22 protein-coding genes are annotated in these 23,992 nt (G+C 72.9%); 4 read left to right on the forward strand and 18 right to left on the reverse strand.

Annotated features, from left to right (window positions below):
* Positions 1-53 precede the first annotated feature (53 nt).
* A complete protein-coding gene (locus tag AB0L06_RS33890) occupies positions 54-710 on the forward strand; it encodes a helix-turn-helix transcriptional regulator (protein ID WP_500235240.1) in 657 nt (218 codons plus the stop codon).
* Positions 711-815: 105 nt separating this feature from the next.
* Here AB0L06_RS33890 and AB0L06_RS33895 read toward each other — a convergent pair whose 3' ends face one another.
* Together AB0L06_RS33895 and AB0L06_RS33900 are read right to left on the reverse strand one after the other, a co-directional pair.
* Positions 816-1,082 (reverse strand): acyl carrier protein, encoded by a 267-nt coding sequence (locus AB0L06_RS33895; RefSeq protein WP_500235241.1) that lies wholly within the window; start codon positions 1,080-1,082, stop codon positions 816-818.
* A gap of 10 nt (positions 1,083-1,092) precedes the next feature.
* Positions 1,093-3,099 (reverse strand): acyl-CoA dehydrogenase family protein, encoded by a 2,007-nt coding sequence (locus tag AB0L06_RS33900; RefSeq protein WP_500235242.1) that lies wholly within the window; start codon positions 3,097-3,099, stop codon positions 1,093-1,095.
* 140 nt (positions 3,100-3,239) lie between these two features.
* On the opposite strand from AB0L06_RS33900, the gene AB0L06_RS33905 reads away from it, so the two are divergent.
* Complete coding sequence (locus AB0L06_RS33905) at positions 3,240-4,049, forward strand: inositol monophosphatase family protein (protein WP_500235243.1); 810 nt, start codon at positions 3,240-3,242, stop codon at positions 4,047-4,049.
* Here AB0L06_RS33905 and AB0L06_RS33910 read toward each other — a convergent pair.
* From AB0L06_RS33910 to AB0L06_RS33950, 9 genes are all read right to left on the reverse strand, one after another.
* Positions 4,033-5,427, reverse strand: coding sequence for a condensation domain-containing protein (locus tag AB0L06_RS33910; RefSeq protein WP_500235244.1), 1,395 nt, complete (start codon positions 5,425-5,427; stop codon positions 4,033-4,035). The two genes, AB0L06_RS33905 and AB0L06_RS33910, sit on opposite strands and share 17 nt — an antisense overlap.
* Entirely contained in the window at positions 5,420-6,019 is a 600-nt protein-coding gene (locus AB0L06_RS33915; protein ID WP_500235245.1) for a hypothetical protein, read from the reverse strand. Before AB0L06_RS33915 ends, AB0L06_RS33910 begins: the two co-directional genes overlap by 8 nt.
* A complete protein-coding gene (locus AB0L06_RS33920; protein WP_500235246.1) occupies positions 6,019-7,080 on the reverse strand; it encodes a hypothetical protein in 1,062 nt (353 codons plus the stop codon). Before AB0L06_RS33920 ends, AB0L06_RS33915 begins: the two co-directional genes overlap by 1 nt.
* A complete protein-coding gene (locus tag AB0L06_RS33925) occupies positions 7,077-8,438 on the reverse strand; it encodes an MATE family efflux transporter (protein ID WP_500235247.1) in 1,362 nt (453 codons plus the stop codon). Before AB0L06_RS33925 ends, AB0L06_RS33920 begins: the two co-directional genes overlap by 4 nt.
* A gap of 112 nt (positions 8,439-8,550) precedes the next feature.
* The gene (locus tag AB0L06_RS33930; RefSeq protein ID WP_500235248.1) at positions 8,551-8,925 is read right to left on the reverse strand and encodes a helix-turn-helix domain-containing protein; all 375 of its coding nucleotides are present in this window, start codon (positions 8,923-8,925) and stop codon (positions 8,551-8,553) included.
* Positions 8,926-9,008: 83 nt separating this feature from the next.
* Complete coding sequence (locus AB0L06_RS33935; protein ID WP_500235249.1) at positions 9,009-9,668, reverse strand: hypothetical protein; 660 nt, start codon at positions 9,666-9,668, stop codon at positions 9,009-9,011.
* Between the two features lie 13 nt (positions 9,669-9,681).
* Positions 9,682-10,488, reverse strand: a complete 807-nt coding sequence (locus AB0L06_RS33940) for a sulfotransferase family protein (RefSeq protein ID WP_500235250.1) — start codon at positions 10,486-10,488, stop codon at positions 9,682-9,684.
* A gap of 365 nt (positions 10,489-10,853) precedes the next feature.
* Positions 10,854-13,961: an ATP-binding protein gene (locus AB0L06_RS33945; RefSeq protein WP_500235251.1), complete on the reverse strand. Its 3,108-nt coding sequence runs from the start codon at positions 13,959-13,961 to the stop codon at positions 10,854-10,856.
* 788 nt (positions 13,962-14,749) lie between these two features.
* Entirely contained in the window at positions 14,750-14,971 is a 222-nt protein-coding gene (locus AB0L06_RS33950) for an alpha/beta fold hydrolase (protein WP_500235252.1), read from the reverse strand.
* Positions 14,972-15,197: 226 nt separating this feature from the next.
* Here AB0L06_RS33950 and AB0L06_RS33955 point away from each other — a divergent pair, with 226 nt between their 5' ends.
* Complete coding sequence (locus tag AB0L06_RS33955) at positions 15,198-16,586, forward strand: NAD(P)/FAD-dependent oxidoreductase (protein WP_500235253.1); 1,389 nt, start codon at positions 15,198-15,200, stop codon at positions 16,584-16,586.
* A 57-nt stretch (positions 16,587-16,643) separates the two neighbouring features.
* On the opposite strand, the gene AB0L06_RS33960 is transcribed toward AB0L06_RS33955, so the two are convergent.
* The gene (locus AB0L06_RS33960; protein ID WP_500235254.1) at positions 16,644-17,252 is read right to left on the reverse strand and encodes a TetR/AcrR family transcriptional regulator; all 609 of its coding nucleotides are present in this window, start codon (positions 17,250-17,252) and stop codon (positions 16,644-16,646) included.
* A 153-nt stretch (positions 17,253-17,405) separates the two neighbouring features.
* On the opposite strand from AB0L06_RS33960, the gene AB0L06_RS33965 reads away from it, so the two are divergent.
* Positions 17,406-18,857, forward strand: coding sequence for an MFS transporter (locus AB0L06_RS33965; protein ID WP_500235255.1), 1,452 nt, complete (start codon positions 17,406-17,408; stop codon positions 18,855-18,857).
* Positions 18,858-18,898: 41 nt separating this feature from the next.
* Here AB0L06_RS33965 and AB0L06_RS33970 read toward each other — a convergent pair whose 3' ends face one another.
* The 6 genes from AB0L06_RS33970 to narH form a co-directional block, all read right to left on the reverse strand.
* Positions 18,899-19,591 carry a response regulator gene (locus AB0L06_RS33970; RefSeq protein ID WP_500235256.1) on the reverse strand — a complete coding sequence of 231 codons (693 nt, stop codon included), beginning with the start codon at positions 19,589-19,591 and terminating at the stop codon, positions 18,899-18,901.
* Positions 19,592-19,865: 274 nt separating this feature from the next.
* Positions 19,866-20,294 carry a hypothetical protein gene (locus tag AB0L06_RS33975; RefSeq protein ID WP_500235257.1) on the reverse strand — a complete coding sequence of 143 codons (429 nt, stop codon included), beginning with the start codon at positions 20,292-20,294 and terminating at the stop codon, positions 19,866-19,868.
* 302 nt (positions 20,295-20,596) lie between these two features.
* On the reverse strand, positions 20,597-20,857 hold the full coding sequence (locus AB0L06_RS33980; protein ID WP_500235258.1) for a DUF6457 domain-containing protein: 261 nt from the start codon (positions 20,855-20,857) through the stop codon (positions 20,597-20,599).
* 38 nt (positions 20,858-20,895) lie between these two features.
* Positions 20,896-21,672 carry a respiratory nitrate reductase subunit gamma gene (narI, locus tag AB0L06_RS33985; RefSeq protein WP_500235259.1) on the reverse strand — a complete coding sequence of 259 codons (777 nt, stop codon included), beginning with the start codon at positions 21,670-21,672 and terminating at the stop codon, positions 20,896-20,898.
* Positions 21,669-22,454 (reverse strand): nitrate reductase molybdenum cofactor assembly chaperone, encoded by a 786-nt coding sequence (narJ, locus tag AB0L06_RS33990; protein ID WP_500235260.1) that lies wholly within the window; start codon positions 22,452-22,454, stop codon positions 21,669-21,671. The genes narI and narJ overlap by 4 nt, the downstream gene beginning before the upstream one ends.
* Positions 22,451-23,992, reverse strand: a complete 1,542-nt coding sequence (gene narH, locus AB0L06_RS33995) for a nitrate reductase subunit beta (RefSeq protein ID WP_500235261.1) — start codon at positions 23,990-23,992, stop codon at positions 22,451-22,453. Before narH ends, narJ begins: the two co-directional genes overlap by 4 nt.

Consider the following 23,992-nt stretch of genomic DNA (forward strand, 5'->3'; position numbering starts at 1 on the left):
CCTGAATGCGACAAATGGCACACCGAGCGGCGGCGCGGCGCTTTGATGTCGCTATGACGAACCAGACCTCCGCCATGGCGACCGCGAAACTGAACGTCGGGATCCTCGCGGCCAACGAGCTTCTCCATCGCGGGCTGGACACGGTCCTGTCGCAGGTCGCCCTCGTCGGCGCCGTCGCCCACTGCCGGCACCCCGCCGAGGTAGACCGGCTGCTGGCCGCCGGCGACGTCGACGTCCTGATCCTCGCCGGCCCCTGGACCCGGCCGCCGGCCCTCGCCCGCACGAGGATCCTGATGCTGCTCGACGAGGCGTCGGCCGCCGACCCCTCCGCGGCGTCCCTGGACGCCGACGGCTTCCTGTTCCAGCAGGAGCTGACCCAGGAGTCGCTCTCCGACGCGATCCGGCGCGTCGCGGCCGGCGAGACCCCGATGCCCGGACGCCTGGCCCGGCACCTGATCTCCCAGGTCACCGCCCCCGGCCGGGGCGCCGTCCCCGCGCGCAGGCTCATCGACCTCACCTCGCGCGAGAAGAGCACCCTCGACCTCCTCTACGAGGGGCTGAGCAACAAGCAGATCGCCCGGCGGCTCGGCATCTCCGAGCACGGCGTGAAGCGGCTGGTCGCCAGCGTGCTGCTGAAGCTCGACTCGCCCAACCGGACGAGCGCCGTCGTCACCGCGATCAAGGCCGGTCTCATTGACCACACCGCCTGACCGACGACCGCACCGTCCGACCATCGACCGTCCGACCATCGACCACACGGCCTGACCGCGGCCGTTCGGGCCTGGCCCTCCCCCGGGAGGACCAGGCCGTCCCGCTCAGCTCGCCAGGACGTAGCCGACCAGGTCGCCGACCGAGGTGAAGGCGTAGACGCTCTCGACCGGGATGCCCACGCCGAACTCGGTCTCGATCTCCTCGATGACCACCATCAGCGCCAGCGAGTCCAGGGCGAGGGTCACCATCGGGGTCTCCGGGACGATGGCGTCCAGGTCCCACTCCTTGAGGTACTCCTGGGGAAGGGCCATCTCCAGGGTGCTGCGCAGCACCTTGAGTACCTCGTCGGCGTCGATCTTTCGCTGGGTCACAGGGATCTCCTCATCCGTGGTCGGTTCCGGACCGCAGGCCCTTGCCCCGGGCCAGGGCGGCGAAGAAGACGTCGCGCATCGTCTCGGAGCTGCCGGCGAAGACGCCGAGCACCCGGGCGTCCCGGAACGCGCGCGAGACCAGGGTCCGCTCGTCGAACGCGCCGACGCCGAGGTGCTGGGCGGCGCTCCTGATCGCGCGCTGGGTGATCTCGACCGTCAGGAACTTGGCCGCGGCGACGTCCTCGACGCGGTACGCGCCCGCGTCCATCCCGTCGAGGGTCTGCCGGACGAACGCGAACCCCGCCTCCACCTCGGCCCGCTGCGCCGCGAGCCCCGGCCCGTCCCCCGCCGAGGCGAGGAGCGAGCGGGCGTTGGCCAGCGCCGAGACGGCGACCAGGATCCGCTCGTTGAGCAGCTTCGCCGTGGCCAGCGGGAACCCCCGGTTCACGGGGCCGAGCAGCGCGTCCTTCGGGATCCGGCAGTCGGTGAAGCGGATCCATCCGGTGGGCGAGCACCGGGCGCCCATCTTGTCCAGCCGCTCCTTGACCGAGAAGCCGTCCGCGGCCGTGTCGACGACGAACAGCGACATGCCGAGCGGCCCGCGGTCGGGCCTGGTCCGGACGAGCACGACCAGGAAGTCGGCGACCGGCGCGTTGGTGATGAACATCTTCTCGCCGTTCAGCACCCAGTGGTCGCCGTCCTCCACCGCGGTCGTCCGGATCGCGCCGATGAGGTCCGATCCGCCGGTCGGCTCGGTGATCGCAATCCCGGAGACCAGCTCACCGCGGAGCGACGGACGCAGGTACCGCTCCTTCTGCCGCTCGGTCCCAAGCTCCTCCAGCAGGGGCAGCACCGAGTGTGCCTGGGCGAGGAGGCTGGTGGCCATGCCGAGCACGGAGTGCTCCATCATCTCCTCGACCATGGCCCCCGCGTGCCGCATGGACAGGCCGAGCCCGCCGTTCCGGACGGCGACCCGGTGCCCGGTGAGGCCTCCCTCCGCGAACGCCTCGAACGCCTCGGGCGGCAGGTCCTCCGCGTCCTCCCAGGCCGCCATCCGCGGCAGGATCCGCTCGGCCAGGTACGCGCGCACCTGGTTCCTGAAGGCGGAGACGGACGCGGACTCGGCCGGCGCGCTCTCCCCTTCGAGGTTCAGGAGGTCCTCCCGGCCCAGCAGGACCGGCAGGAGCGCGGCGTCCCGGAAGGCGCTCGAGATCCAGTGGTCGTTGAGGAAGCCCCTGCCGCCGAAGAACTGGCAGCACTCCTCGACGCCCTCGGCGACCAGGCGGCCGGTGACCAGGGCGATGAGACCGGCGTCCGCCGGTTCCGCGGCGATCAGCTGGGCGTGGGCCATCCGGAGCCGGGCCCCGATCGTAGCCAGCCGATGCCGGATCGCCTGCTGGTTGACCAGCCGCCCGTCGCCGAAGGGCCGGTCCACCACGTGGTCGAGCGCGGCGGACAGCGCCCTGGCCTGGAGGCCGAGGCCGACCGCGGCGATCAGCAGGCGGGTGTTCGCGACGATCTCGGCGAGCTCGTCCGGACGCTCGGTGATGTCGGCCACCACCTGCTCGTCGCCGACGCGGCAGGCGCGCAGCGTGTAGGTGCCGAAGGCGAGGCCCTCCAGCCCGACGGGACGCACCCGGGCCAGGCTCAGCCCCTCGCCGCCGGCGGGGATCCGCACGACCAGCCGCCTGGGCCCGGCGTGGACCTCGACGAGCAGCGCGGCCGTCTCGTCCGGCAGCGGGACGTCGGCGGCGACGCCGTCGACCACCAGCCCTCCGCCGGCCGACGGCACGGCGTCCACCCGGACGGTCGTCCCGAAGATGCCTCCGGTGAGGTCCTCGCCGAGCGCCACCGCGGCGGCGGCCGGGCCCGGGGCGCCCGCGAGCAGGGTCCAGACCGGCAGCGCGTAGTCCTCCCGGAATATGCGGTCTATCTGATCGCCCGCTTTCCCCTGAGGAACCGCGCCGTGAATTCCCGCGCAGAGTTCAACGATCCGGGCGCCGACTGCTTCGTCCAAGGCGACCATTCCTCTCGCCGTTTCCTGGAGCCACATCATGACCAGGCACGATCGGCGGAGGTAAGACTCGATCAGACGCGCGGCCTGCTATACCCGAAAGAGCCCGGCGTCTTTCGTTCCGTCATTGCTAGCGTGCGGGCATGACCACCACCGAGATCGGTTCCCTTCTGCGCACCGCCGAACAGGCCGCCCTGGCGGCCGGACGGTATCTGGCACGGCATCACCGGTCCGGCGCGTCCACGCGGGTCAAGGGGCTGCCCCACGACGTGGTCACCGACGCGGACGCGCGGGCCGAGGCCATGATCCGCGAGGCGCTGACCGCCGCCCACCCGGCGAGCGAGGTGGTCGGGGAGGAGTCGGGACGCAGCGGCTACGGCGAGGTCACGTGGTACGTGGACCCGATCGACGGCACCCACAACTTCGCTCGGGGCCTCGGGCTGTTCGCCGTCTCCATCGGCGTCCACCTGGGTGGCGCGCCGGTCGCGGGAGTGGTCTACGAGCCGTTCGGCGAAGAACTGTTCACCGGCGCGGACGGCACGCTCCTGGTCAACGGGGTCACCCCGGAGAGGCGCGTCCCGGACCCGCTGCCGGTCGTCCTCACCGACATCCCCACCGCCGGGCTGCGCGACCCGGTCGAGTACGAGCTGTTCGCCGACCTGAACGACACCACCGACCTGCGGCGGATCGGATCGTCCGCGCTGGCCCTGGCCTATGTGGCCGGCGGCCGCGCCGACCTCGCGGCCAACGCGGACGTCTTCGCCTGGGACGTCGCCGCGGGCCGGGCCCTGGTCACCGCGGCGGGAGGCGGCTTCACCGGCGTCCCGGACGAGCCGGGGGCCGAGCGCCGGGGCGGCTTCGTCGCCTGGGGACCGGGCTTCGACCGGCACGGGGCCCGGCTGGCCGAGGCGATGGGCGCGATCTCCCATCTGACGGTCAGCGCACCCCGCTGACCCCCATGAGCCCCGTGAGCCCCGTGAGCCCGGCGATCTCCGCGAGCGGCACGTCCCACTCCACCAGCTCGATGAGCAGCGACTCCATGCCGAACAGCAGTGCCTCGTGCGCCGCGGGCGGGAGGAGGCAGGTGTCGGCGAACAGGGACAACCGGGTCATGTCCGGTTCGCCGAAGACGTCGCCGAACTCCATGAAGAAGGTCCCGCCGGTGGCCCGGCGGTCCTCCCAGGAGAAGACGGTCTCGCGGGCCGCCGTCCTCAGCTCGGCGGCGGTGCGGTCCTGCGGAAGGCGGTCCTTCCTCCCGCGCATGTCGTTGAAGAAGCAGTCCAGCTCCGGACGGCCGCCACGGCTCCGGGTGACGTCGTCGATCTCCTGCCAGGCCTTGGCGGGCGCGAACCGGCCGTGCCGGTAGGCGCCCATCGAGGCCGACCAGACCGTCCGGACCAGGTCCGCGAAACCGGGGCCCGCGAGATCGATCAGCACCGGGACGTTCTGGGCGAGCGAGCCGACGGCATACCGGAGCTCGGACGGGATCCTGTTGCCCACGATCAGCAGCAGCCCGCAGCGCGCCTCACCGGTGGCCGCGCCGAGCATCGCCGCCGTCGCCGCCAGGCAGACGGTCGAGGTGCTCACGCGGTAGCGCGTCGCGAGCACCTCCAGCGCCAAGGTGACGGCCTTGGACGTCAGGCCGCCGCGCCAGTGCCGCAGCTCCTCGGCCTTCCCCGGCGGGGTGGTGAAGTTGGAGGCGGGGAAGGCCGTCAGCGTGTCCCGGAGATGGGCCAGCGCCGAGGCCTCCCGCCTCAGCCCCCGCTCCGAACCCTCGTAGGCCGCGACGTCCACGGGCTGGAGGGCCGGAGCAGGACGGTGCGACCCCGCCAGCTCCTCGGCGACCAGACGGGTGCTCTGCAGATCCGCCGTGAGATGCGTGACGCAGACGATCACCGCCTGGGGAACTCCGCCCGGCGCGCAGATCGCGGCCCGGAAGGGAGGCTCGGAGTCGTGGGCGAACACCGCGTCCTCGAGGCGGCGGTTCAGCTCCATGGCCCCCGCGAGCAGTTCCTCCGGAGAACCCTCGGCGGTCCAGACCTCGACCTGGACCTCGCCCGAGTCGAGGACGCGCTGGACGAGCTCCCCCCGGTCGTCCTCGGAGAAGAGCGTCCGGAGCGCCTCGTGACGGCCGACGGTCTCGGAGATCTGGTCGAGCACCTGCCCGATCGTCCGCCCCTCGGGGACGAGCAGGACCTGGGTCACGTTGTACGGGGTGCCGGGCTTCATCCGTCCCATGTCCAGCCACGCCTGCCGCTGGCCCCAGGTCGAGGGCGCGGTGACCGAGCGCTCCCCGGTGAACGGCACCTTCTCCGTGCGCAGGTCACGCATGCCGTGCTCCCGCCAGCTCCGCCTCCGCCGCGCGCAGGCGCTCGCTCAGGTACAGGTCGTTCAGCCCGCCGGGCTCCGTGTGCGGGCCAAGGAACAGCGGAACGAGCCCGTCGCCGTCCGTCGGGCGGGTCGCGGCCGGGAGGGTGAGCGTTCCCACGAAGTCACCGGCGTCCAGGGCGTCGGACCACCGCTCCTCCGCGTCGAGCAGGCGGACGGCCTCGGGCGGCGCGGGCCGCCCGAGACGGACGAGCGACGCCGCCCGCGTGCTGAACCGGGCCATCACGGCACCGTGCCGCTCGATCGCGATCGCCATCGGCAGGACGGCGCGAGGGGCGAGCCATTCGCACCCGAGGATCGTCAGGGTCGGCAGCCCCTCGCCCTCCTCCCGCACCTCCCAGTGGGCGAACGGCACCGACCTGCCGTAGCGCCGGACCGCGTCGGCGTCCGCACCGCACTCCGGGCACGTCCGGACCAGCACCGTCACCGGCGGCGCCGGCGGACGGACCTCGCCCGGCGCCTGGTCGGACGGCACCAGGAAATGCGCCCGGACCTCCCGCAGGGCCATCCGCTTCACCACGGACTCGATGTCCATCACAGGTTCCTCCCGCATGTTCCGCCGTGGGCGACGGCCTTGACCGCGAGGTCCACGAGCTCGGCTCTGCCCTCGGCGCCCAGGGAGTCCCGGTCCTCGGCCGTCAGCCCCGATCCGACCCACGAGGCGACGGCCTCGGTGAGCCACGCGCCTGGGGCGCCGAGGTCGATCGCGGCGACGTCCGCGCCGAGGAGGAACCCCGCCGCCTGGAGCTCGGTCACGACACGTCCCGGCAGGTGGCCGGGCCTCTCCATCCGCCGCACCTCGTCCGGGTCCACGCCGAGGAGCCCGCACCAGTCGTGCCAGTACCACCCGTACTCGTGCCCGGACGGCTCCGTCGGCAGGGGCAGCCGCAGCACGCACCGGGACTCCCTCACCTCGACGATGTAGTCGAGGGACGCGGCAAGGACCTTGTCCTCCCGGGCGTCCGTCACCCAGTGCCCGGGCGGCAGCGGCCTGCCGCCGGCGAAGACGGTCGCGTGGCAGCCGGGGAGGTGACCGGGCGTGAGGCTCGGCACCTCGGACTCGTCGACCAGGTGCGGCACGGTGGCGACCATGGGGACGCCGCGCTCCCGGCAGAACCTCGCGATCATCTGGTCGTCGTCGGCGACCGCGTCGGGGATGGGCGCCAGGTACGCCGCGAGGTCGCGGGCCAGCGGAGCCGGCAGGACGAGCCCGAGCGCGGGGGCCCAGTCGGTGTCGGACAGCGGCGCCCACGAGGCGCCCGCCGCGGCGGCCCGGCGCACCAGGTAGGAGTTCTGGGGGCTGCGCCAGTGCGAGTAGAGCGCGACGGCGTGGTTCGGCCGCTGCGCGATCGCGCTCCGGAGCTGACCGGCGAAGTCGGCGCTGAGGCCCACGTCGTCCTGGAGCACCAGGTGGTGGGTGGCGTCCGGCGCGATCGCGGCCCAGGCCCGTTTCGCGGTGCGCAGGGGGCTGCGCACGCCGTCCGGATCCGGGTCCGGGACGATCCTGGGCGCCAGCGGCGCGGTGTCGCGCAGCAGCCTCCCGATGAGCCCGGCCCTGGCCGGGTGGTGCATGACGGCGACACTGATCTCGATCATGTGAGTTCCCGGGGCGCGCGGACCATCCGTCGGACGAACAGCCAGGTGATGAGCGGGACGGTGAGGATCCCGAGGAGGTTCAGGGCGGCGATCGTGCCGTACAGTCCCGCGGACTCGTGCCGGGACCTGGCGATCACGCCGCCGATCACGAACATCCCCCCGAAGTACGGGATGTTGGCCACCAGGGCGATGACGCCGCCGCCGATCTGCTCGATCAGGACGACGGCCGTGACGGTCACGCCCAGGCAGCCGTAGGAGAGTCCGACGATCGACAGGAAGTGCGCGGTCTCCACGGCCACCCGCGGGTCGTCGGTCATGAGCCGGGCGATGCCGTCCCGCCCGAGCCAGAGGGCGAGGCCGATCACCGCGTAGACCGCGACGGCGTGCCGCATCCCGCTGCCGAGCACCCTCGGGACGTCGTCCAACCGTCCCGCGCCGCGCAGCCGGTTCATGACGATCGCCGTGGCCGAGCCGATCGCGGTGGACGGGACGAGGACCAGGCTCTCCAGGGTCGCGGCGGCGGCGAACCCCGAGACCACGTCCGGTCCGAACGGCCCCAGGATCCAGAGCAGGCCGAAGTTGCTCGCCCCGATCACGACGAAGGACATCGCCAGGGGCAGGCCCGTCCGGGTGAGCTGCTCGGTCGCCTCGGACCGCCAGACCAGGGGGCCACGCGCCTTCCACACGCCGCGGCGGTGGACCTGGACGAGGCCGACCACCAGCGACACGGTGCCTCCAGCCCCGATCGCGATCGGCAGCGAGTACACGCCGAGGTCGGTCCCGTAGCCGAGCAGGGCCACGCCGCCGACCTCCACGGAACCACCCATCACGACGATCACGGCGGCGGAACCGGCGTGCCCGAGCCCGCGGAGGCTGGACGCGCAGAGGGTGGTCGGCAGGAACAGCATGCTGGCCAGGCACGTCCAGCGGACGAAGGCGGTGAACGTCCCGATCAGCTCCGGTCTCATGTGCATCAGCGACGCCAGGCCGGGCGCGCTCACCATCACCAGGACGGTCAGCGCCCCCCAGATCACCGCGCCCACCCGGCCCATGCTGAGCGCGACCGGGACGACGTCCCGCACGCGGTCGCGTCCCCGGGAGATCGCCGCGGCCACCTGGTTGCTGACGTCGAAGCCCATCTGGAGCGAGATGTACAGGAAGGCCAGCGGCATGTAGACCGAGCGGATGTACAGGACCTCCCCGTTGATCCGCCCCATGATCGCCATGACCGCCAGCGGGACGATCACCCCGGCGGCGCCGCTGAGCGCGAGCGAACCCGCCGACCGCCGGATCTCGCCCCCGCGGCCCGGGCCGTCCGCCAGCGGCTCCGCCGCCCGAAGTTGGTCGGTCCCAGCCATGACACCCCTCTGGTCGAAGCCGTGCGATCCGAAGCCGTGCGATCGAGACCGAGTGATCCGCGACCGCCGGTCGTGCGCGTGAGTTCGAAACTGCCAGTAGTGCGCGCGGGGGTTAAGCCCCTGTCGGGCGGTCCATCCGGGCGTTCGAACGGGGATGCCCGGTCGTGCGCCCGCCCCCTTGGGACCTGCACAGCGTGCAAACGGGACCGGTCGGGGAGTCGGCGAGCCTGGCGCTCCGGTCGGCCAGCATGATCCCCAGCTCGAGCCGGCTCCGCGCCCCGAACAGGGCCATGGTCTTCGCCACGTGGCGTTGCACGGTCCGGGCGGTGACGTCGAGCTTCTTCGCCACCGATTCGTCGGTGTAGCCGCAGGTCACCAGTTGCAGGATCGCCTTCTGCGTGTCGCCGATGAGACCCCTGTCGGAGAAGAGGTCGAGCAGTTCGGTGATGTTCGCGTGCCGCTGCGAGGCCGGCACCTCCCCGGGCACGGACCCGCCATGCACTATCTGCAGTCCAGAGCGTGATCGGGACATCTCTTCAACACCCTCCGATCGAGTCGACGTTCCCTGGCTCAGCCGAGCGGGGCGACGGCCGGGGCCGACACGTCCGCCAGCACGCGGCCGAACTCTGGCGAGGCGAGATAGGGACGAGGCGCTCGGAGCCTCGGGTCGCAGTCCAGCCAGGTGTCGGACACCAGGCCGTAGCTGGAGACCAGGCCCTCGTTGAAGGCGAGGGTGTCATGCACGTCCACGACGTTGCACCAGCGGCGGACGACCGGTCCCACCTGCGGGTTCAGCGCCAGCGGCGATCCCACCGTGACGAGCGCGTCCGCCGGGGCGCGGCAGACGGCGTTGAAGGCCGCCACCGCGCCGAGCGCGTGCCCGATGACGACGTCCGCGCCCTCCTCCATCGCCTCGAGGACCCGGTCGGCGCCGCGCCGCTCGAAGAGGAAGGCGCGCATGGCCGCCAGGGTGGACTTCAGCTCGTCGGCCGGTATCCCCGCGAAGTAGCGCGACCTGCCGAGCCGCTCCAGGATCTCCTCGGGCGACAGTGGTCCCCGCACGGGTTCGGGGACGTCGAACCGCGCGGTCTGCCACCAGCCGGAGATCACCGTGAGGTCCCAGGCGGTGAGCTCTCCCCGCCAGGGTTCGACGTCCCCGTCGTCGAGGTTGACGAAGGAGACGTCGGGCTCCACGATCGGCCGGCCGGCCAGCGCGAGTCCGTCCATCATGGAGGTGACCCATTCAAGCCGGAGCGAGTCCGGCGTCCTGCGCGGACCTCCGGTCCCATGGACCACCACGACGCGTGACACCACGAAACCCCGTTTCCGCGAGGCTGTAGCCGTGTCCGTTCACGGCGTCCTCGAGATCGTGGAGGTCGTGCCCCTCGGGGGACGACCTCCATTGTTCGAAATACCTGTCGTTGGCGGCGTCGTCGACACTCGACGCGTCGAACGACGGAGCGAGCCCGATGAAGTCGGAGATCTCCGCGAGCGTCTCCGACGGGCGCTTCATCAGTTGCTCGTAGCGAACCGTCATGAACGCGTCCAGGAAAGCCGAGTCGGCCATGGCCAGATCGTGGGCGTGGATCCAGTGCTCGACCAGCCGGCGGACGGAGAGCGCGGGCGTCCATTTCCGGGTGCTCAGTGAGACCGGAACGGGATGCCGGGTGATCAGAATGAATTTCGAATGGGGGAACGCCTGCTGAAGGAACCGGAACCTGAGCATGTTCGGCGGCGATTTCTCCAGGAGCACGGGCAGCGACAGGTCCCAGTAGCGCGACCACTGCGCGGCCAGGCGTTCGGCGACCTCCGGGGACGCCTCGGTCATGTGGGCCTCTTCGGTGAAGGCGAAACGGCCGGGGCCGCCGTGGTGCTCGTCCGTCGGGCAGACGGTCTGGAGGTGCTCGCCCTCGTCCATCGGGGCGCCGGTGTTCTCGAACGCGCTGATCTCGGGGTGCGTCCCCAGGAGCGACGCGAGGAGAGTGGTGCCGCTCCGGTGGAGGCCACCGATGAACACCGTCAACTGACCGTCCGGCCGAATCCGCCTCATGAGACCATCCGATCACGGTGTTCGATATGTCAGAAGAATTCTGTCGTATTCATGACACCAACTACGATCAGTGGCCTTATGGCGACGCATTGGAGGCGACCGGAGAGTGGGCGGAACGTTCAATTAACGATAATTCAAAAACCGTTCCCGGCGGCCCGATGGTACGGCGAGGCGACTCGGCGCCCGCCCCGTGATCCGGCCACACGGTCCAGGCATGCTCACGACGATTCCCCGCAGACAGAGCTCCCTTCCCCGGCCCCTTGACACTCTCGGAGTTCCGTGGTCATGCCGATGGTGCGGAACAGGCCGGGCACGAGTGCCGTCGCCAGAGCGGGCCGCCGCGATCCGAGCGTATGCAGGGAGGCTTACAGGTCGCTTACAGCTTCCGCTTCCGTCCTTTCACAAGCGTCGATATTCGCCTGGACGGCCGTGAGGGGAAGGGCGGCGGCCACCTCCTGGAGCAGATGATCGGCCTCCTGCCGGCTGCGGGCCGCCGCGACCTCGTCGCCCGCGGCCGCGTAGGCGCGGCCAAGGGCATGGAGCGTCTCGCCGAGGAAGGCGCGCCAGCCACGGGCGCGCCAGAGCCGGGTGGCCTCCTCCAGGCGCGCGACGGCCGCGGAGGGGCGCCCCTCGGCCAGGTCGAGTTCGCCGAGGATCTGCAGCGTCTCGGCGTGGTGGTGGCCCATGTCGTTGCGGAGGCTGATCGTCAGCGCCGCCTCGGCGGTGGGACGGGCGCGTTCGTCGCCGAGGGAGGTGTAGAGCCTGGCCAGGTGGATCAGGGAGAACGCCTGGGTGAAGTGGTCACCGAGGGCGCGGGCCACGTCCAGGGACCGGGTGAGCAGGTCGTGGCCGCGCTCCACCTGGCCGGCCTTGCAGAGGCCCGCGCCGAGGAACTGCATCGCCGTCGCCTCGAAGCGGGCGTTGCCGAGCAGCCGCGCCAGGTCCCACGCCTGCGTCATGTGGTCGATGACCCGGTCGAGGTCGGGGTCGAGCTCGGCGTCGCGGCGGGCGCGGGCGCCGGCGTCGGCGTCGGCGTCGGCGTTGCGGCGCGCGCGGGTGTGGGCGTCGTGGTGGGCGATGGCGAGGATCTGGTGGGCGCGGGCCTGCCCGCCCAGGTGGCCGCTGTCGGTGGCGAGGCGCAGCGCCTGCTCACCGGTGTCCAGGGCCTGCCGCGTGCGGCCCTGGGCGACCTGGCTCCAGGCGATCATCACCAGGGCGTCGGCCATGCCGCGCCGCTCGTTCAGGCGCTCGAACAGCTCCAGGAGACGCTGGGCCCGGTCGTACAGGGCGACCATGGTCTGCGCGCCCTGGTCGGGAGTGGCCCAGATGGTGACCTCGATGACGCCGCGCTGGAGCACCGCCTCGCCGAGCCGGTCGCCGTCGGCCCTGCAGGCCCGGAGGGCGTGCCGGTGGGTGCCGCGCCACTCGGCGTACAAACCGCGCAGGTCGCAGTACTTCTCCTGGCACGCCGCCAGGTCCCAGGCAGCCTGGGCGAGGTGCAGCCGGGCGGCCTGGCGGACGGCGGCGCTCAGGGCGGGCTGTTCCGCGTCGAACCAGGCCATCGGGTCGTCGAGGAGGCGCGCGGCGAGCGGCGAGGGGAGCGGCCAGCGCCGCGCGGGCCCGTGGATGGACGCGTGGCAGCGTCCGGGGATCTGGTCGGCGGCGCGTTCGGCCAGCCACAGCCAGCCGCCGAAGGCGCGTTCCACCGCGGCCAGGCGCGCGTCCGCGTCGTCCTCGGCGACGGACCGTTCCCGCGCGTACAGGCGGACCAGGTCGTGGACGCGGTAGCGCGGTCGCGGCTCGGTCCCGACCTCGGTGAGCAGCTGGGCGTCGATGAGCGCCTCGAGGTGCCGCTGGGCGTCGTCGACGCCGATGTCGGCGACGGCGGCCGCCGTCCAGGAGGCGAAGTCCGCGCACTCCAGCAGGCCCAGCAGCCGGAACACGCGGCGGGTCTCGGCCCGCAGGCGGGCGTAGCTGAGCGCGAAGCTGGCGTGCACCGCCAGGTCGTCGTCGCTCAGTTCGGTCAGGCGGCGGCGCTCGTCGCCCAGCAGGCCCGCCAACCGGGTCAGGGCCCAGCGCGGCCGCCTGGCCAGCCGCGCCCCGGCGATCCGCACCGCCAGCGGGATGTACCCGCAGAGCCGGACGATGTCGGACGCGGCCTGGTGCTCGGCGGCGGTCCGGTCGTGCCCGGCGATGCTGCCGAGCAGGTGGACGGCCGCGCCGGGGTCGAGCACGTCCACCTCGACCAGCACCGCCCCGGGCAGGCCGGTCGCGGCGGACCGGCTGGTGATGACGGCGGCCGGTCCGGACGCCCCCCGCGCGGCGGTGCCGGGCAGCAGCGGCCGCACCTGCCGCTGGTCGGCGGCGTTGTCGAGGACGACCAGGACGCGCCGTCCCGCCAGGACGCTGCGGTACAGCGCCGACCGCTCCTCCGTCGTCTCGGGGATCCGGCAGGCCGCCACGCCCAGCGCCCGCAGGAACCGGGCGAGCACCTGCCCGGGGTCGACCGGCTGCGCCTCGGCCCCGCGCAGGTCCACATACAGCTGCCCGTCGGGGAACTCGGCGGCGATCTGGTACCCGGCGTGCACGGCGAGGGTCGTCTTGCCGATGCCCCCCATGCCCACGATCACCGGCAGCCCGCCCTGCCGCAGGACGCGCTTCACCGAGGCCAGGTGCTCCCGGCGGCCGGCGAAGTCGGGAACGTCGGCGGGCAGCTCCGCCGGGGTCACGGGCGATCCGGCGCCGGCGTCGCCCTCCGGGGCGCCGTCGTGCGCGAGGATGGCGAGGAACGCCTGCTGGACCGCTCCCCCGGGTTCGACGCCGAGCTCGTCCGCCAGCCGCCGCCGCAGGGCGTGGAAGCACCGCAGGGCCTGGGCGGGGCGGTCGTCGGCGGCCAGCAGCCGCATCCGGGCGGCCTGCAGCGGCTCGTCCAGCGGGAAGTCCTCGGCCATCGCGGTCACGACCCCGATCCCCGTCGCGGCCGTCCCCGCGTCCAGGGCGCGGTCGGCGAGCGCGAGGGCCGCCGAGCGGACCCGGTCGTCGATCGTCGTCAGCAGCGGGTCGCTGCGCTCCAGCCGGGCCAGGCCCGCGAGCACCGGCCCGCGCCGCAGCGCCAAGGCGGCCGCCAGGTCACCGCGGGCCACCAAGGCGCGGAACCGGCCCAGATCGACGGCGGACGGCGCGACGACCAGCCGGTACCCGTCCTCGTCGAAGTCCACCGCCACGCCGTCGTCGCCGAACTGGCCGAGCCAGTCGCGCAGGCGCGACACCCCGGTGTGGACGGCGCCGCGCCCGACCCTGTCGCCCTGCCCCGCCCACACCAACTCGACCAGCCGGGCCAGTGGCACCCGCTGCCCCTCGGCGGCGAGCAGGACCCCGAGCAGCGCTCTGAGCACGGGAGCGCGCGGCATCGGCACCGGAGTCCCGTCCGCCTCCACCCGCAGAGGGCCGAGCACGCCGAAATTCAAGATCATCCATTCCCACGCTCTCTGACGGAACGGTGGACCGCCCTTTCGGCGACCACCGGGTTTTCGACGGCCACCGGGCATCGCGCCTCTCCGAACCGTGCGGGGAAAACGAGAGAAACGAAACCCATCGACGTTTCCTCGACATCATCGATTCGGGCCGTCCGGATTTCCCGGACATGAACGAACGCGGCAGGGCGGGCCGCGGGCGAACCCGCCCTGCCGAATCGAGCGTGAATCCCCGGACGGCACGAGTCGTCGCGACCGGCCTCCCTCCCTGGCCGGACGGCTCCCTCTGATCACCCGCCTCGCGGCCGCCGGCGTCCGGGCGGCCCGCGCGCAGCGGCGCGACGCGCGCCCGGCCCTCCTGCCGCCGCTGGCCGAATCCGGCCATCAAGGCGCAGGCCAGGGACGCCCCGGTCGCGTTCGAGCGGGGCGTCCCGATGGCCGGGCACATCGACGATCGCGCCCGCGTCGACCCGCGCTCCGCGCGCGGGGTCGGCGAACACGACATCGGGGTTCTCGTCGAACGGTGGACCACGCCCAAGCCCACACCACCCAGCGTCCGGATCGGCGACCTGTCCGGGCAGAGCCCGGCCTGGTCCACTTCGAATATCGTCGAATCGACACCAAGTCAATGACGAAAACGTCAGCCGACGCGTGAACGACGTGACCGGCAAGCAATCCCGTCGATCTTTCCCGTACGATGGCACATCAGCTCGACGGGGGTCTCATCAGGAGATGACAATAGGGGTCAACCTCCGGGTCCAGGCCAAATCCTCCCCGCCGGATCCCGGTCACCAGGGGTGGCGGTCCAGGAAGTCGCCGACCTCCTTGGCGAAGGTCTCGGGCTCGACGTTGAGGACGGTCATGTCGACGACGACCAACGCCGACACGAGGTCGGGGCGCTGGGCCGCCAGCAGGAACTCGACCGCGCCGCCCATCGAGTGTCCGAGGACGGTGACGGGCCCGCCGCCGAGCGCCTCGATGACCGCGGCGGCGTCCACCTCGCCGCGCACGTCGCCGTCCGGCGGGTACAGAAGGGTGACACCAGGGTCACCTGATCTCCGTTGACCTGTCCGCGGGCAGGTCTCATCCTCGCAAGAGGAATCACTCGCTGTGATCGGTGAGGTCGACGAGCGTCGCGGGGACGAGGCGGCGCGGCCATCGCGCAGGTGGCGGCCCACGCGCCGAGCCCAGCGGGTCAGCGGGTCAGCGGGTCAGCGACCGAAAGGGAGGCCGGTCATGGGAGATGCCGACGATCACGCGATCGTCATCGGCGCCGGTGTCACCGGGGTGCTCACCGCCCGGGCGCTGGCCCGCCGCTTCGCCCGCGTCACCGTCGTCGAGCGCGACGCGCTGCCGGAGCGGGAACCGGGTTTCCGGCCCGGGATTCCGCAGTCCCCTCAGATCCACGCGTTCTGGAAGCGCGGTGTCGACTCCGCCGAGTACCTGCTCCCGGGGCTGACCAGGGAACTCACCGAGCGGGGCGCACACCGGCTGGTCGTCCCCAGGGACTTCCTGTGGCTGAGCCCCGCCGGCTGGTTCCCCAGGGTCTCGGGCACCGGCGACCTGTCCTGCAGCCGGGTCCTGCTCGACTGGGTCCTGCGGCGCAGGGCGGGTGAGGACCCGCGCATCGAGTTCCTGCCGGAGAGCCGGGTCACGGGATTGGTGGCCGCACCTGACGGGGAGGGCGTCCAGGGCGTCCGCGTGCGCACTGTGGGCTCCGCCGAGCGGCTCCTCACCGCGGGCCTGGTCGCCGACGCCAGCGGACGCCGGTCCACCACCGCCGAGTGGTTGGCCGAACTCGGTTACCCCGCACCCGAAGTGGAGCGCTACGACGCCGGATTCGGCTACTCGACCCGCTCCTACAAGCCGTCCGGGTCCGCCGCGCGGGACTGGAAGGCCATCTACATCCAGACCAGCCCGGACACGCCCCGCGGCGGGGCGCTGGTCCCCGTCGAAGGCGGCCGCTGGCTGGTCACCCTGATGGGCTGCGGCGAGCATGTCCCGCCCACCAAGGACGACCAGTTCCTCGACTACGTGCGCAGCCTGCGCAGTCCCGTCCTGTACGAGGCCCTCCGGGAGGCCGAACCCCTGTCCGACGCGCAGGCGTTCCGCGACACCGCCAACGAATGGCGCCACTACGAGGCCCTGGACCGCTCGCCGCGCGGCTTCGTGGTCCTGGGCGACGCGCTGTGCCGTTTCAACCCCGTCTACGGCCAGGGCATGACGGTCGGGGCCATGACCGCCAAGGCCATCGCCGACACGATCGACGGCATGGATCCCGCGCGGATCCACCGCGAATCCCATCGCCTGCAGCGGGCGGCCGCCGCGCAGTCGGCCGACGCCTGGGGCCTGGCCACCGGAGAGGACCTGCGCTTCCCCTGGACCCGGGGCCGTCCCCCGGGAGCGGCGGTCAAGGTCCTGCACCGGTACATGGACCACGTCGTGGCGGCCGGGAACGTCGACGCGGCGACCTGCCGGGCGATCTTCCGGGTCTTCGGCATGGCCGCCCCGCCCGCGACGCTGTTCAGCCCGCCGGTCGTCGCCCGGGTCCTGGCCCGCTGGCGCGTCCCGGCCCGCCCGTCCCGCTTGGCGGCCGCCCCTCCGTCCCCGTCCTCGGCCAGGTGACCCGCCCGGCGGGACCGCCGGGGTCGGCCTGACAGGGTCTCGGCGGCCCTGCCGGGGTCAGTGGGGCGCGGGGGACGGGAGCGGTTCGGCGGCGGCCTCGGGGAGGCCCAGCCCGTCCAGGATCACCGCGAGCATCCGGGTGGCGTTCACGACGGGCTCGGCGGTGCGCTCGGCGGCGATGCCGACGGCGTTGGCGAGCCGGACCAGGTCGCGTGCGTCCACGTCGCCGCGCGCCTCGCCCGCCTCCTGCGCGCGCACGAGGAGGCGCTCGGTGACGGTGCAGATGGCGGCCTGCGAGTCGCCCAGCGCGGACGCGCCCCACGGCGAGGACATAGCGGCGATCAGGGCCGCGGACGTCCCCTTCTGCGCGGACACACCGGAGAGGTAGACGCGTAGCCAGGCGCCGAGCGCGACGCCGGGGGACGGCTCGTCCGCGAGCCGCCCGGCCTCGGCGACCAGGCCCTCGATCCAGTCCGACAGGACGGCGTGCAGCAGGTCGTCGCGGGTCGGGAAGTGCCGGTACAGGGTTCCCGGGCCCACGCCGGAGCGCTTGGCGATGTCGTCCAGGGACGCGTCGACGCCGTGCTCCTCGAACGCGACGCGGGCCGTGGCCAGCAGCCGCTCGTAGTTGCGCCGCGCGTCGGCGCGCTTCGGTCGCGTTGCCATCGCCCTCTCCTCGGACCCGTTGCGATCCGGAGACAGTCTCCGTATATTCGCAGTCAAGCGGAGACAGTCTCCGAATGATGCTCGCCGCCTCCGCGACGCCCGCCGTCCGCTGCCTCCCGTCCAGTGTCCCCCACCTCGGAGGAGGTCTCCCTCGTGGTCGAGTCCACCGTCTCCGACGCCCCGCCCGGCACGCGTCCGCACCGGTTCGGGTTCGCGCTCGCCCTGAGTGTGATCGCCGCCTGCCAGCTCATGATGGTCCTGGACAACACGGTCGTCACCATCGCGCTCCCGCGGATCCAGGACGGGCTGGGCTTCTCCCCGACCGCGCTGTCCTGGGTGATGAACGCCTACGTGGTCGCCTTCGGCGGGCTGATGCTGCTCGGCGGCCGGACCGGCGACCTGCTCGGACGGCGCCCGGTGTTCGTCGTCTCGGTCGTCGCGTTCACCGTGGCATCCCTGCTGTGCGGGATCGCCGCGGACGGCGCCTGGCTGCTCGCCGCCCGGACCCTCCAGGGCGTCGCGGCCGCGTTCGCCTCGCCCGCGGCGCTCGCCCTGATCGCGGGCTCCTTCGAGGGTGAGCGCCGGGCCCGGGCGCTCGGCGTCTACGCCGGCGTGTCCAGCGTCGGCTGGGCCGCCGGGATGATCCTCGGCGGCCTCTTCACCTCCTGGCTGTCGTGGCGGTGGGTGTTCTTCGTCAACCTCCCGGTCGGCGCCGCGATCGCCCTCGCCTCCCCCCGCGTCCTGCCCGCGCCCTCCCGCAGGCCCGGACGGTTCGACACGGCGGGCGCGCTCACCTCGACGCTCGGCTGCGGCGCCCTCGTGTACGCGCTGGTCCGGGTGGCGGACAGGGGCTGGGGCGACGCGTCCGCGCTCGCCGCGTCCGCGGTCGCGGCCGTCCTGCTGGCGGCCTTCGTGTTCGCCGAGTCCCGGGCGTCCCAGCCGATCACGCCGCTGCGGCTGTTCGCCGGCCGCACCCGGACCACCGCGCTGCTCGCCCGGATGTGCGTCAACGGCGCGATGATGGGGATGTTCTTCTACCTCACCCAGGTCCTCCAGAGGGTCATGGGCTACAGCGCCCTCCGAACCGGGCTGGCGTTCGTGCCGATCGCGGTGGCCATGCTGGTCTCGACGCGCGTCGCCCCGAGGCTCGCCGCCCGGACGGGACATCGGTCACCGGCGGTCGTCGCCGCGCTGGCGCTGGCCGGGGGCATGTGGTGGCTCGGGCGCCTCGGCCCGGACAGCGGGTACGGCGCGGGCATCGTGGTCCCGCTCGTCCTCGCCGGGCTCGGGATGGGCGTCGCCTTCGTGCTGCTCACCGCCATCGCCCTGGACGGCGTGGGCGCCGAGGACGCCGGGGCGGCGTCCGGCCTGGTGACGGTCTCCCAGCAGCTCGGCGGCGCGCTCGGCATGTCCGTCCTGGTCACCGCCTACGGGACCGCCGCCCGAGGGACGCACGGGACCGAGGCGCGGGTCTTCCTGCACGGCGCGCGCTCCGCGTTCGACACCGCGGCGATCCTCTGCCTGCTGGCCGCGGTCGCCGTCCTGGCCGGACTCCGGCGCACCGGCGACGGGAGGACGACGGGAGGACGACGGCATGAGCGATGACGGATCGGGCGCCGTGAGCCTGACGGCCCTTCCGGCCGGGGTCAGTGGCCTTGCTGCTTGAGGCGGTCCTGGGCCTGGGTGGCGAGGACGGCGGCCTGGATGCGGCGCTCCACGCCGAGCTTGGCCAGGAGGCGGGAGATGTGGTTCTTGACCGTCTTCTCGGCCAGGAACAGGCGCTGCCCGATCTGGCGGTTGGTGAGGCCCTCGCCGATCAGGACGAGGATCTCCCGCTCCCGGTCCGTCAGGCCCGGCAGGGCGTCGGGCTCCGCCTCCGGCTCCGGGCCCTGGCGCAGGCGGGCCATCAGCTTGGCGGTGGCGCTGGGGTCGAGCAGGGACTGGCCGCCCGCGACCGTCCGGACGGCCGACACCAGGTCCGAGCCCTGGATCTGCTTGAGGACGTAGCCGGAGGCGCCGGCCATGATCGAGTCGAGCAGCGCCTCCTCGTCGTCGAACGAGGTCAGCATCAGGCACGCCAGCTCCGGCATGCGCGAGCGCAGCTCCCGGCACACGGTCACGCCGTCGCCGTCGGGCAGGCGGACGTCCAGCACCGCCACCTGCGGGCGCAGCGCGGGGATCCGCACGAGGGCCTGCTCGACCGTGCCCGCGTCGCCGACCACCGTGATGTCCGGCTCGTCGCTCAGCAGGTCCTGGACCCCGCGCCGCACCACTTCGTGGTCGTCCAGCAGGAAGACCCGGATCGGGTCGTCGGGTCCGGGCCGCTCGCCGTCCGCCATCGGAAATGCTCCTCGTTCTGCGCCGTCTGGTGCCTGCCCCGGATGGCGCCCACCTGGGCGGACGGCACCCACCAGCGACGATATTGCACGATCCAGGGTCGAACGGCCAGGGCCGAACGGCCCTATCACCCGGGCCGAATCCACCTCGGGCGGCCTCGGGCGGGACCAACAGCCCTCGGCGAAGGGGCTGTTCGGCCCGAGCGTCCCACCGGCCGTCCGGAGCTGCTGTTCCAGACCGAGCGGGAGGGCGGCGCGGACTCCCGCTCCCAGGAGGTCAGCCGGTGCGGGGCGGGCGGGTCGTCCACACCTGGGCCATCAGGACGGCGCCCATGCCGAACAGCACCACGCCGAGCGGGACGTGGACGGCGACGTCGCCGTTGGAGCCGAGCATGAACTGGACGCTGGTGAGCACGATCATCAGCAGGGTGACCGCCGCGTAGCGTCCCGGTCCGCGGCCGACCCGCCACACCAGGAGCGCGGCGATGATCTGAAGCAGCAGCGCGACCGACACGACGCCGCCCGTGGCGTGGTGCACATGCCGGTGGGAGTCGTCCTCGTCGGCTATCAGCTGTCCGGCGGTGATCCCCTGCGTCAGCAGCGCGGTGGCCAGGAACACCGTGGTCGCCTTCATCAGGCCGAAGAACCGCGGACGCGACCCCTGCTCCGTATGGGCCAGAGGGGGCGACATGGTCGGTGAAGACATGGATCACTCCTTGTTGGACGTCGCCCTGGGCGGGACGAGCGGGCGAGGTCGACGCTGTGGGGATGGGCGCGGGCGGTGCCCCGACGAACACAAGACGCCGGTGCCGCGGCCTCTGTAACAGCCGAGGGGTGTGACATGGGCCACCGGCCGCGGGTCGCCGGCTCACCTACCGGGCACGGTCGCAAGTGGAAGCAGCCCGGCGGGAGGACGGTCGGACCGGTGCGGGTCAACGGTGGCCCGGGACTGCTCCTCCGCGTCGATGGGGAGGTCGACGGCGTGCCGGCGATCCAGGTCGTGAACGGTTACGTCACCGGAGCGGGGGTGGTGGGCCATTGGGCGGCGAGGGTGGAGGCGCGTTGGGCTGCGGCGGCCACTGCTTCCGGGCCGCCGTCGGCGCGTCCGGCGGCGTAGCCGACCAGGAAGGTCGTCAAGGGGGCGGCCGGACGGGCGACGCTGTGGGCGGCGTCGCCCGCCAGGGCCAGGAGGAGGGCCTGGTCGACCTCCAGGTCGATGCCCAGGTCGGCCTTCACGGCGGCCGTCCATTCCTTCAGTACGTCGGACATGGGTGTCGTCTTTCGTCGTTGTGCGGTCGGCCCGCGGGTCAGGCGTGGTGGCGGGAGGTGGGGGTCGGGCGGGGGCGGCGCGCGGCGCGTGAGGACGGGGCGGTCCGCCTGCGGTAGACGAGGTAGGGGCGGACGAGGTAGCCGATCGGGGCGCTCCACACGTGGACGAGGCGGGTGAACGGCCAGGCCGCGAAGAGCAGGCAGGCGGTCAGGGCGTGCAGCTGGAACAGGAGCGGCGCGCCGGCCATGGCCTCGGGGTGCGGGTGGAGGGAGAACAGGCCGCGGAACCAGACGGAGACGGTTTCGCGGTAGTCGTAGCCGGGGCCGAAGACGTTGTGCGCGGCGGTGGCGGTCATGCCGAGCAGGACGGTGACCGACAGCAGCGGGAAGAGGAGCTTGTCGCTCCGGTTGGTGCCGAGGCGGATCTGCCGGTTCAGCAGCCGCCGGGCGCACAGCATGCCCAGTCCGGCGACCATGGTGACCCCGGCGATCGAACCGAGCACGGTCGCCGCCGTGTGGTACATGTGCTCGGTGATCCCGGCGGCCTCGGTCCAGGAGTCCGGGACGGCGAGTCCCACCACGTGGCCGCCGATCACCATGAAGGCGCCCAGGTGGAACAGCGGGCTGCCCCAGCGGAGCCAGCGGTGCTCCAGGAGCTGGCTGGTGCGGGACGTCCAGCCGAACTGGTCCTGGCGGTAGCGCCAGACGTGCCCGACCGCGAACACGGCGAGGCAGACGTAGGGGACGGCGACCCACAGGAGGAGGTCGCCGCCGCTCGTGGACGCGGCGGCCAGGGGGGTGGGTGCGGCGTTCATCGGGAGCCCTCCGGACGGCTGGACGGGGCGGGTGGCACGCGGGTGGGCGGGGCGGGGATGGGGGGCACGAAGGTGCCGGGGGGCGCGAACTCGCCGTCGCCGTAGGCGCCGTAGGGGTCGAGGCCGACGTCCTCGTTCGGCGGGCCCTCGGCGACGAGCCGGGCCACCGCCTCGCGGTCCGCCTCGGTGGACGGCGGCAGCAGGGTGAGCAGCGCGGCCAGGACGTGCCGGTACGGGGAGGCGGAGTCGGACAGCGCGCGGTGGATCAGCTCCAGTCCGCGCCGGTGCTGGCGCAGCGGCGCCTCGCCGTCCCCGGGGCCCGCCAGGGCGGCGAACTCCAGCACGACCGGCAGGTGGTCGGGCAGCTCACCGCCGCCCGTGTCCCATCCGGCGGCCCGGTAGCGCTGGTTCAGGGTGAGCAGGGCCATGCCGCGGCGGCGCGTGTCGCCGTGCAGGTAGTAGGTGACGTAGAGGCTGCTCTTGCGGCGCAGGTCGAACATCTCGACGTAGTGCCGCTCCAGCGCCTCGGGCTCCTGACCGGTGAGCCACGTGGTGAACGCGGCCAGGTGCTCGGCGGCGGGCGACTCCGGCAGCCCTTCGACCGCGGACTTCAGCTCCGGCCGGGCGGCGGTGAGTTCGGCGTCCGGGTACTGGAGCAGCAGCGAGCACAGGCGCAGCAGCAGGGTTCGCTCCTCGGACGCCTCGGGCAGGGGCCGGGACGGGCGGCGGGCGGCCGTCCGGGGGCGGCCGAGGACGGGGATCGTCGGGGGCAGGAGGTTCATGGACGGCCTCCGGTGGGGCCTTCGGGCGCGCGGCGGCGCAGGGTGGGAATGCCGAGTGACACCCGCCGGCCGCCGTCCGCCGGGGCGCCGGACGACTCGACCGGGCAGCGGTCCTCCATCGCGGTCAGCGCGGCGGCGTCCTCCTTGTGCGCGGCGGGGACGACGTACCGGTCGGCGTACTTGGCGACGGCGATCAGCCGGTGCAGGTCCCGCGCCTCATCCGCCGTGAGGCCCACGGCCTTCAGGACGGCCTCGTCGCCCTCCTCGCCGAGGGTGCGCTCGCGCATGTACGAGCGCAGCGCGGTGAGCTTCATCAGGACCCCGGCGACGACGTCGGCGTCCCCTGCGGTGAACAGCTCCGCGAGGTACTCCAGCGGGATGCGCAGCCGGGTGACGGCGGCGAAGACGTGGTCGGGGTCGTCCTGGTTCCCGCCCGCCGAGCCGACGGCGTCGAGGACGGGCGACAGCGGCGGGACGTACCAGACCATCGGCAGGGTGCGGTACTCCGGGTGGAGCGGCAGCGCCACCTTGTACCGCATGACCAGGTCGTACACCGGGGAGCGGCGCGCTGCGTCCAGCCAGTCCTCCGGGATGCCGGACTCCCGTGCCGCGGCGATCACCTCGGGGTCGCGCGGGTCGAGGAAGACGCGGCGCTGGGCGTCCAGGAGGTCCTTCGGGTCGGGGGTGGCCGCGGCCTCGCCGACGCGGTCGGCGTCGTACAGCATCAGGCCGAGGTAGCGCAGCCGTCCGACGCAGGTCTCGGAGCAGACGGTGGGCTGCCCGGCCTCGATGCGCGGGAAGCAGAAGGTGCACTTCTCGGCCTTGCCGGTGGCGTGGTTGACGTACACCTTCTTGTACGGGCAGGCCGTGACGCACATGCGCCAGCCTCGGCAGGCGTCCTGGTCGACCAGGACGATGCCGTCCTCGACCCGCTTGTACATCGCGCCGGACGGGCAGGCGGAGACGCAGGCCGGGTTGAGGCAGTGCTCGCAGAGCCGGGGCAGGTGGAAGAGGAAGGTCTGCTCGAACTCGAACTTGACCTTCTCCGCCCACTCCCCCGTGAGGTTGGGGTCGCCGCCGGCGTGCTCGGGGGCTCCGCCGAGGCCGTCCTCCCAGTTGGCGCCCCAGGTGATGTCCGTGGGCTCGCCGGTCAGGACGGAGCGGGGACGGGCGACGGGCATGTCGTTGCCCGCCGGGGCGTTGACGAGGTTGTCGTAGTCGTAGGTGACCGGCTCGTAGTAGTCCTCGAGGGACGGCAGGTCCGGGTTGGAGAACAGCGAGAGGAGCCGCTTGCCGCGGCCGCCCGAGCGCAGGACGAGCCGTCCGTGCTTGTCGAGCGTCCAGCCGCCCTTCCAGTGCTCCTGGTCCTCGTAGCGGCGCGGGTAGCCGACCCCGGGCTTGGTCTCGACGTTGTTGAACCAGGCGTACTCGACCCCGGCGCGGTTGGTCCACGTCTGCTTGCAGGTGACCGAGCAGGTGTGGCAGCCGATGCACTTGTCGAGGTTCATCACCATCGCGATCTGTGCCATGACGCGCAT

Source organism: Spirillospora sp. NPDC052269 (assembly GCF_040679435.1).
Classification (GTDB): Bacteria; Actinomycetota; Actinomycetes; order Streptosporangiales; family Streptosporangiaceae; genus Spirillospora.

Bases quoted from the DNA above. Each gene is read 5' to 3' on its own strand.
- AB0L06_RS33970 (WP_500235256.1), bottom strand. From the start codon at position 19,591: ATGGCGGACGGCGAGCGGCCCGGACCCGACGACCCGATCCGGGTCTTC.
- AB0L06_RS33945 (WP_500235251.1), bottom strand. From the start codon at position 13,961: ATGATCTTGAATTTCGGCGTGCTCGGCCCTCTGCGGGTGGAGGCGGAC.
- AB0L06_RS33980 (WP_500235258.1), bottom strand. From the start codon at position 20,857: ATGTCCGACGTACTGAAGGAATGGACGGCCGCCGTGAAGGCCGACCTG.
- AB0L06_RS33910 (WP_500235244.1), bottom strand. From the start codon at position 5,427: ATGCGTGACCTGCGCACGGAGAAGGTGCCGTTCACCGGGGAGCGCTCG.
- AB0L06_RS33905 (WP_500235243.1), top strand. From the start codon at position 3,240: ATGACCACCACCGAGATCGGTTCCCTTCTGCGCACCGCCGAACAGGCC.
- AB0L06_RS33955 (WP_500235253.1), top strand. From the start codon at position 15,198: ATGGGAGATGCCGACGATCACGCGATCGTCATCGGCGCCGGTGTCACC.
- narJ (WP_500235260.1), bottom strand. From the start codon at position 22,454: ATGAACCTCCTGCCCCCGACGATCCCCGTCCTCGGCCGCCCCCGGACG.
- AB0L06_RS33925 (WP_500235247.1), bottom strand. From the start codon at position 8,438: ATGGCTGGGACCGACCAACTTCGGGCGGCGGAGCCGCTGGCGGACGGC.
- AB0L06_RS33975 (WP_500235257.1), bottom strand. From the start codon at position 20,294: ATGTCTTCACCGACCATGTCGCCCCCTCTGGCCCATACGGAGCAGGGG.
- narH (WP_500235261.1), bottom strand. From the start codon at position 23,992: ATGCGCGTCATGGCACAGATCGCGATGGTGATGAACCTCGACAAGTGC.
- AB0L06_RS33940 (WP_500235250.1), bottom strand. From the start codon at position 10,488: ATGAGGCGGATTCGGCCGGACGGTCAGTTGACGGTGTTCATCGGTGGC.
- AB0L06_RS33935 (WP_500235249.1), bottom strand. From the start codon at position 9,668: ATGATGGACGGACTCGCGCTGGCCGGCCGGCCGATCGTGGAGCCCGAC.
- AB0L06_RS33890 (WP_500235240.1), top strand. From the start codon at position 54: ATGACGAACCAGACCTCCGCCATGGCGACCGCGAAACTGAACGTCGGG.
- AB0L06_RS33920 (WP_500235246.1), bottom strand. From the start codon at position 7,080: ATGATCGAGATCAGTGTCGCCGTCATGCACCACCCGGCCAGGGCCGGG.
- AB0L06_RS33915 (WP_500235245.1), bottom strand. From the start codon at position 6,019: ATGGACATCGAGTCCGTGGTGAAGCGGATGGCCCTGCGGGAGGTCCGG.
- AB0L06_RS33960 (WP_500235254.1), bottom strand. From the start codon at position 17,252: ATGGCAACGCGACCGAAGCGCGCCGACGCGCGGCGCAACTACGAGCGG.
- narI (WP_500235259.1), bottom strand. From the start codon at position 21,672: ATGAACGCCGCACCCACCCCCCTGGCCGCCGCGTCCACGAGCGGCGGC.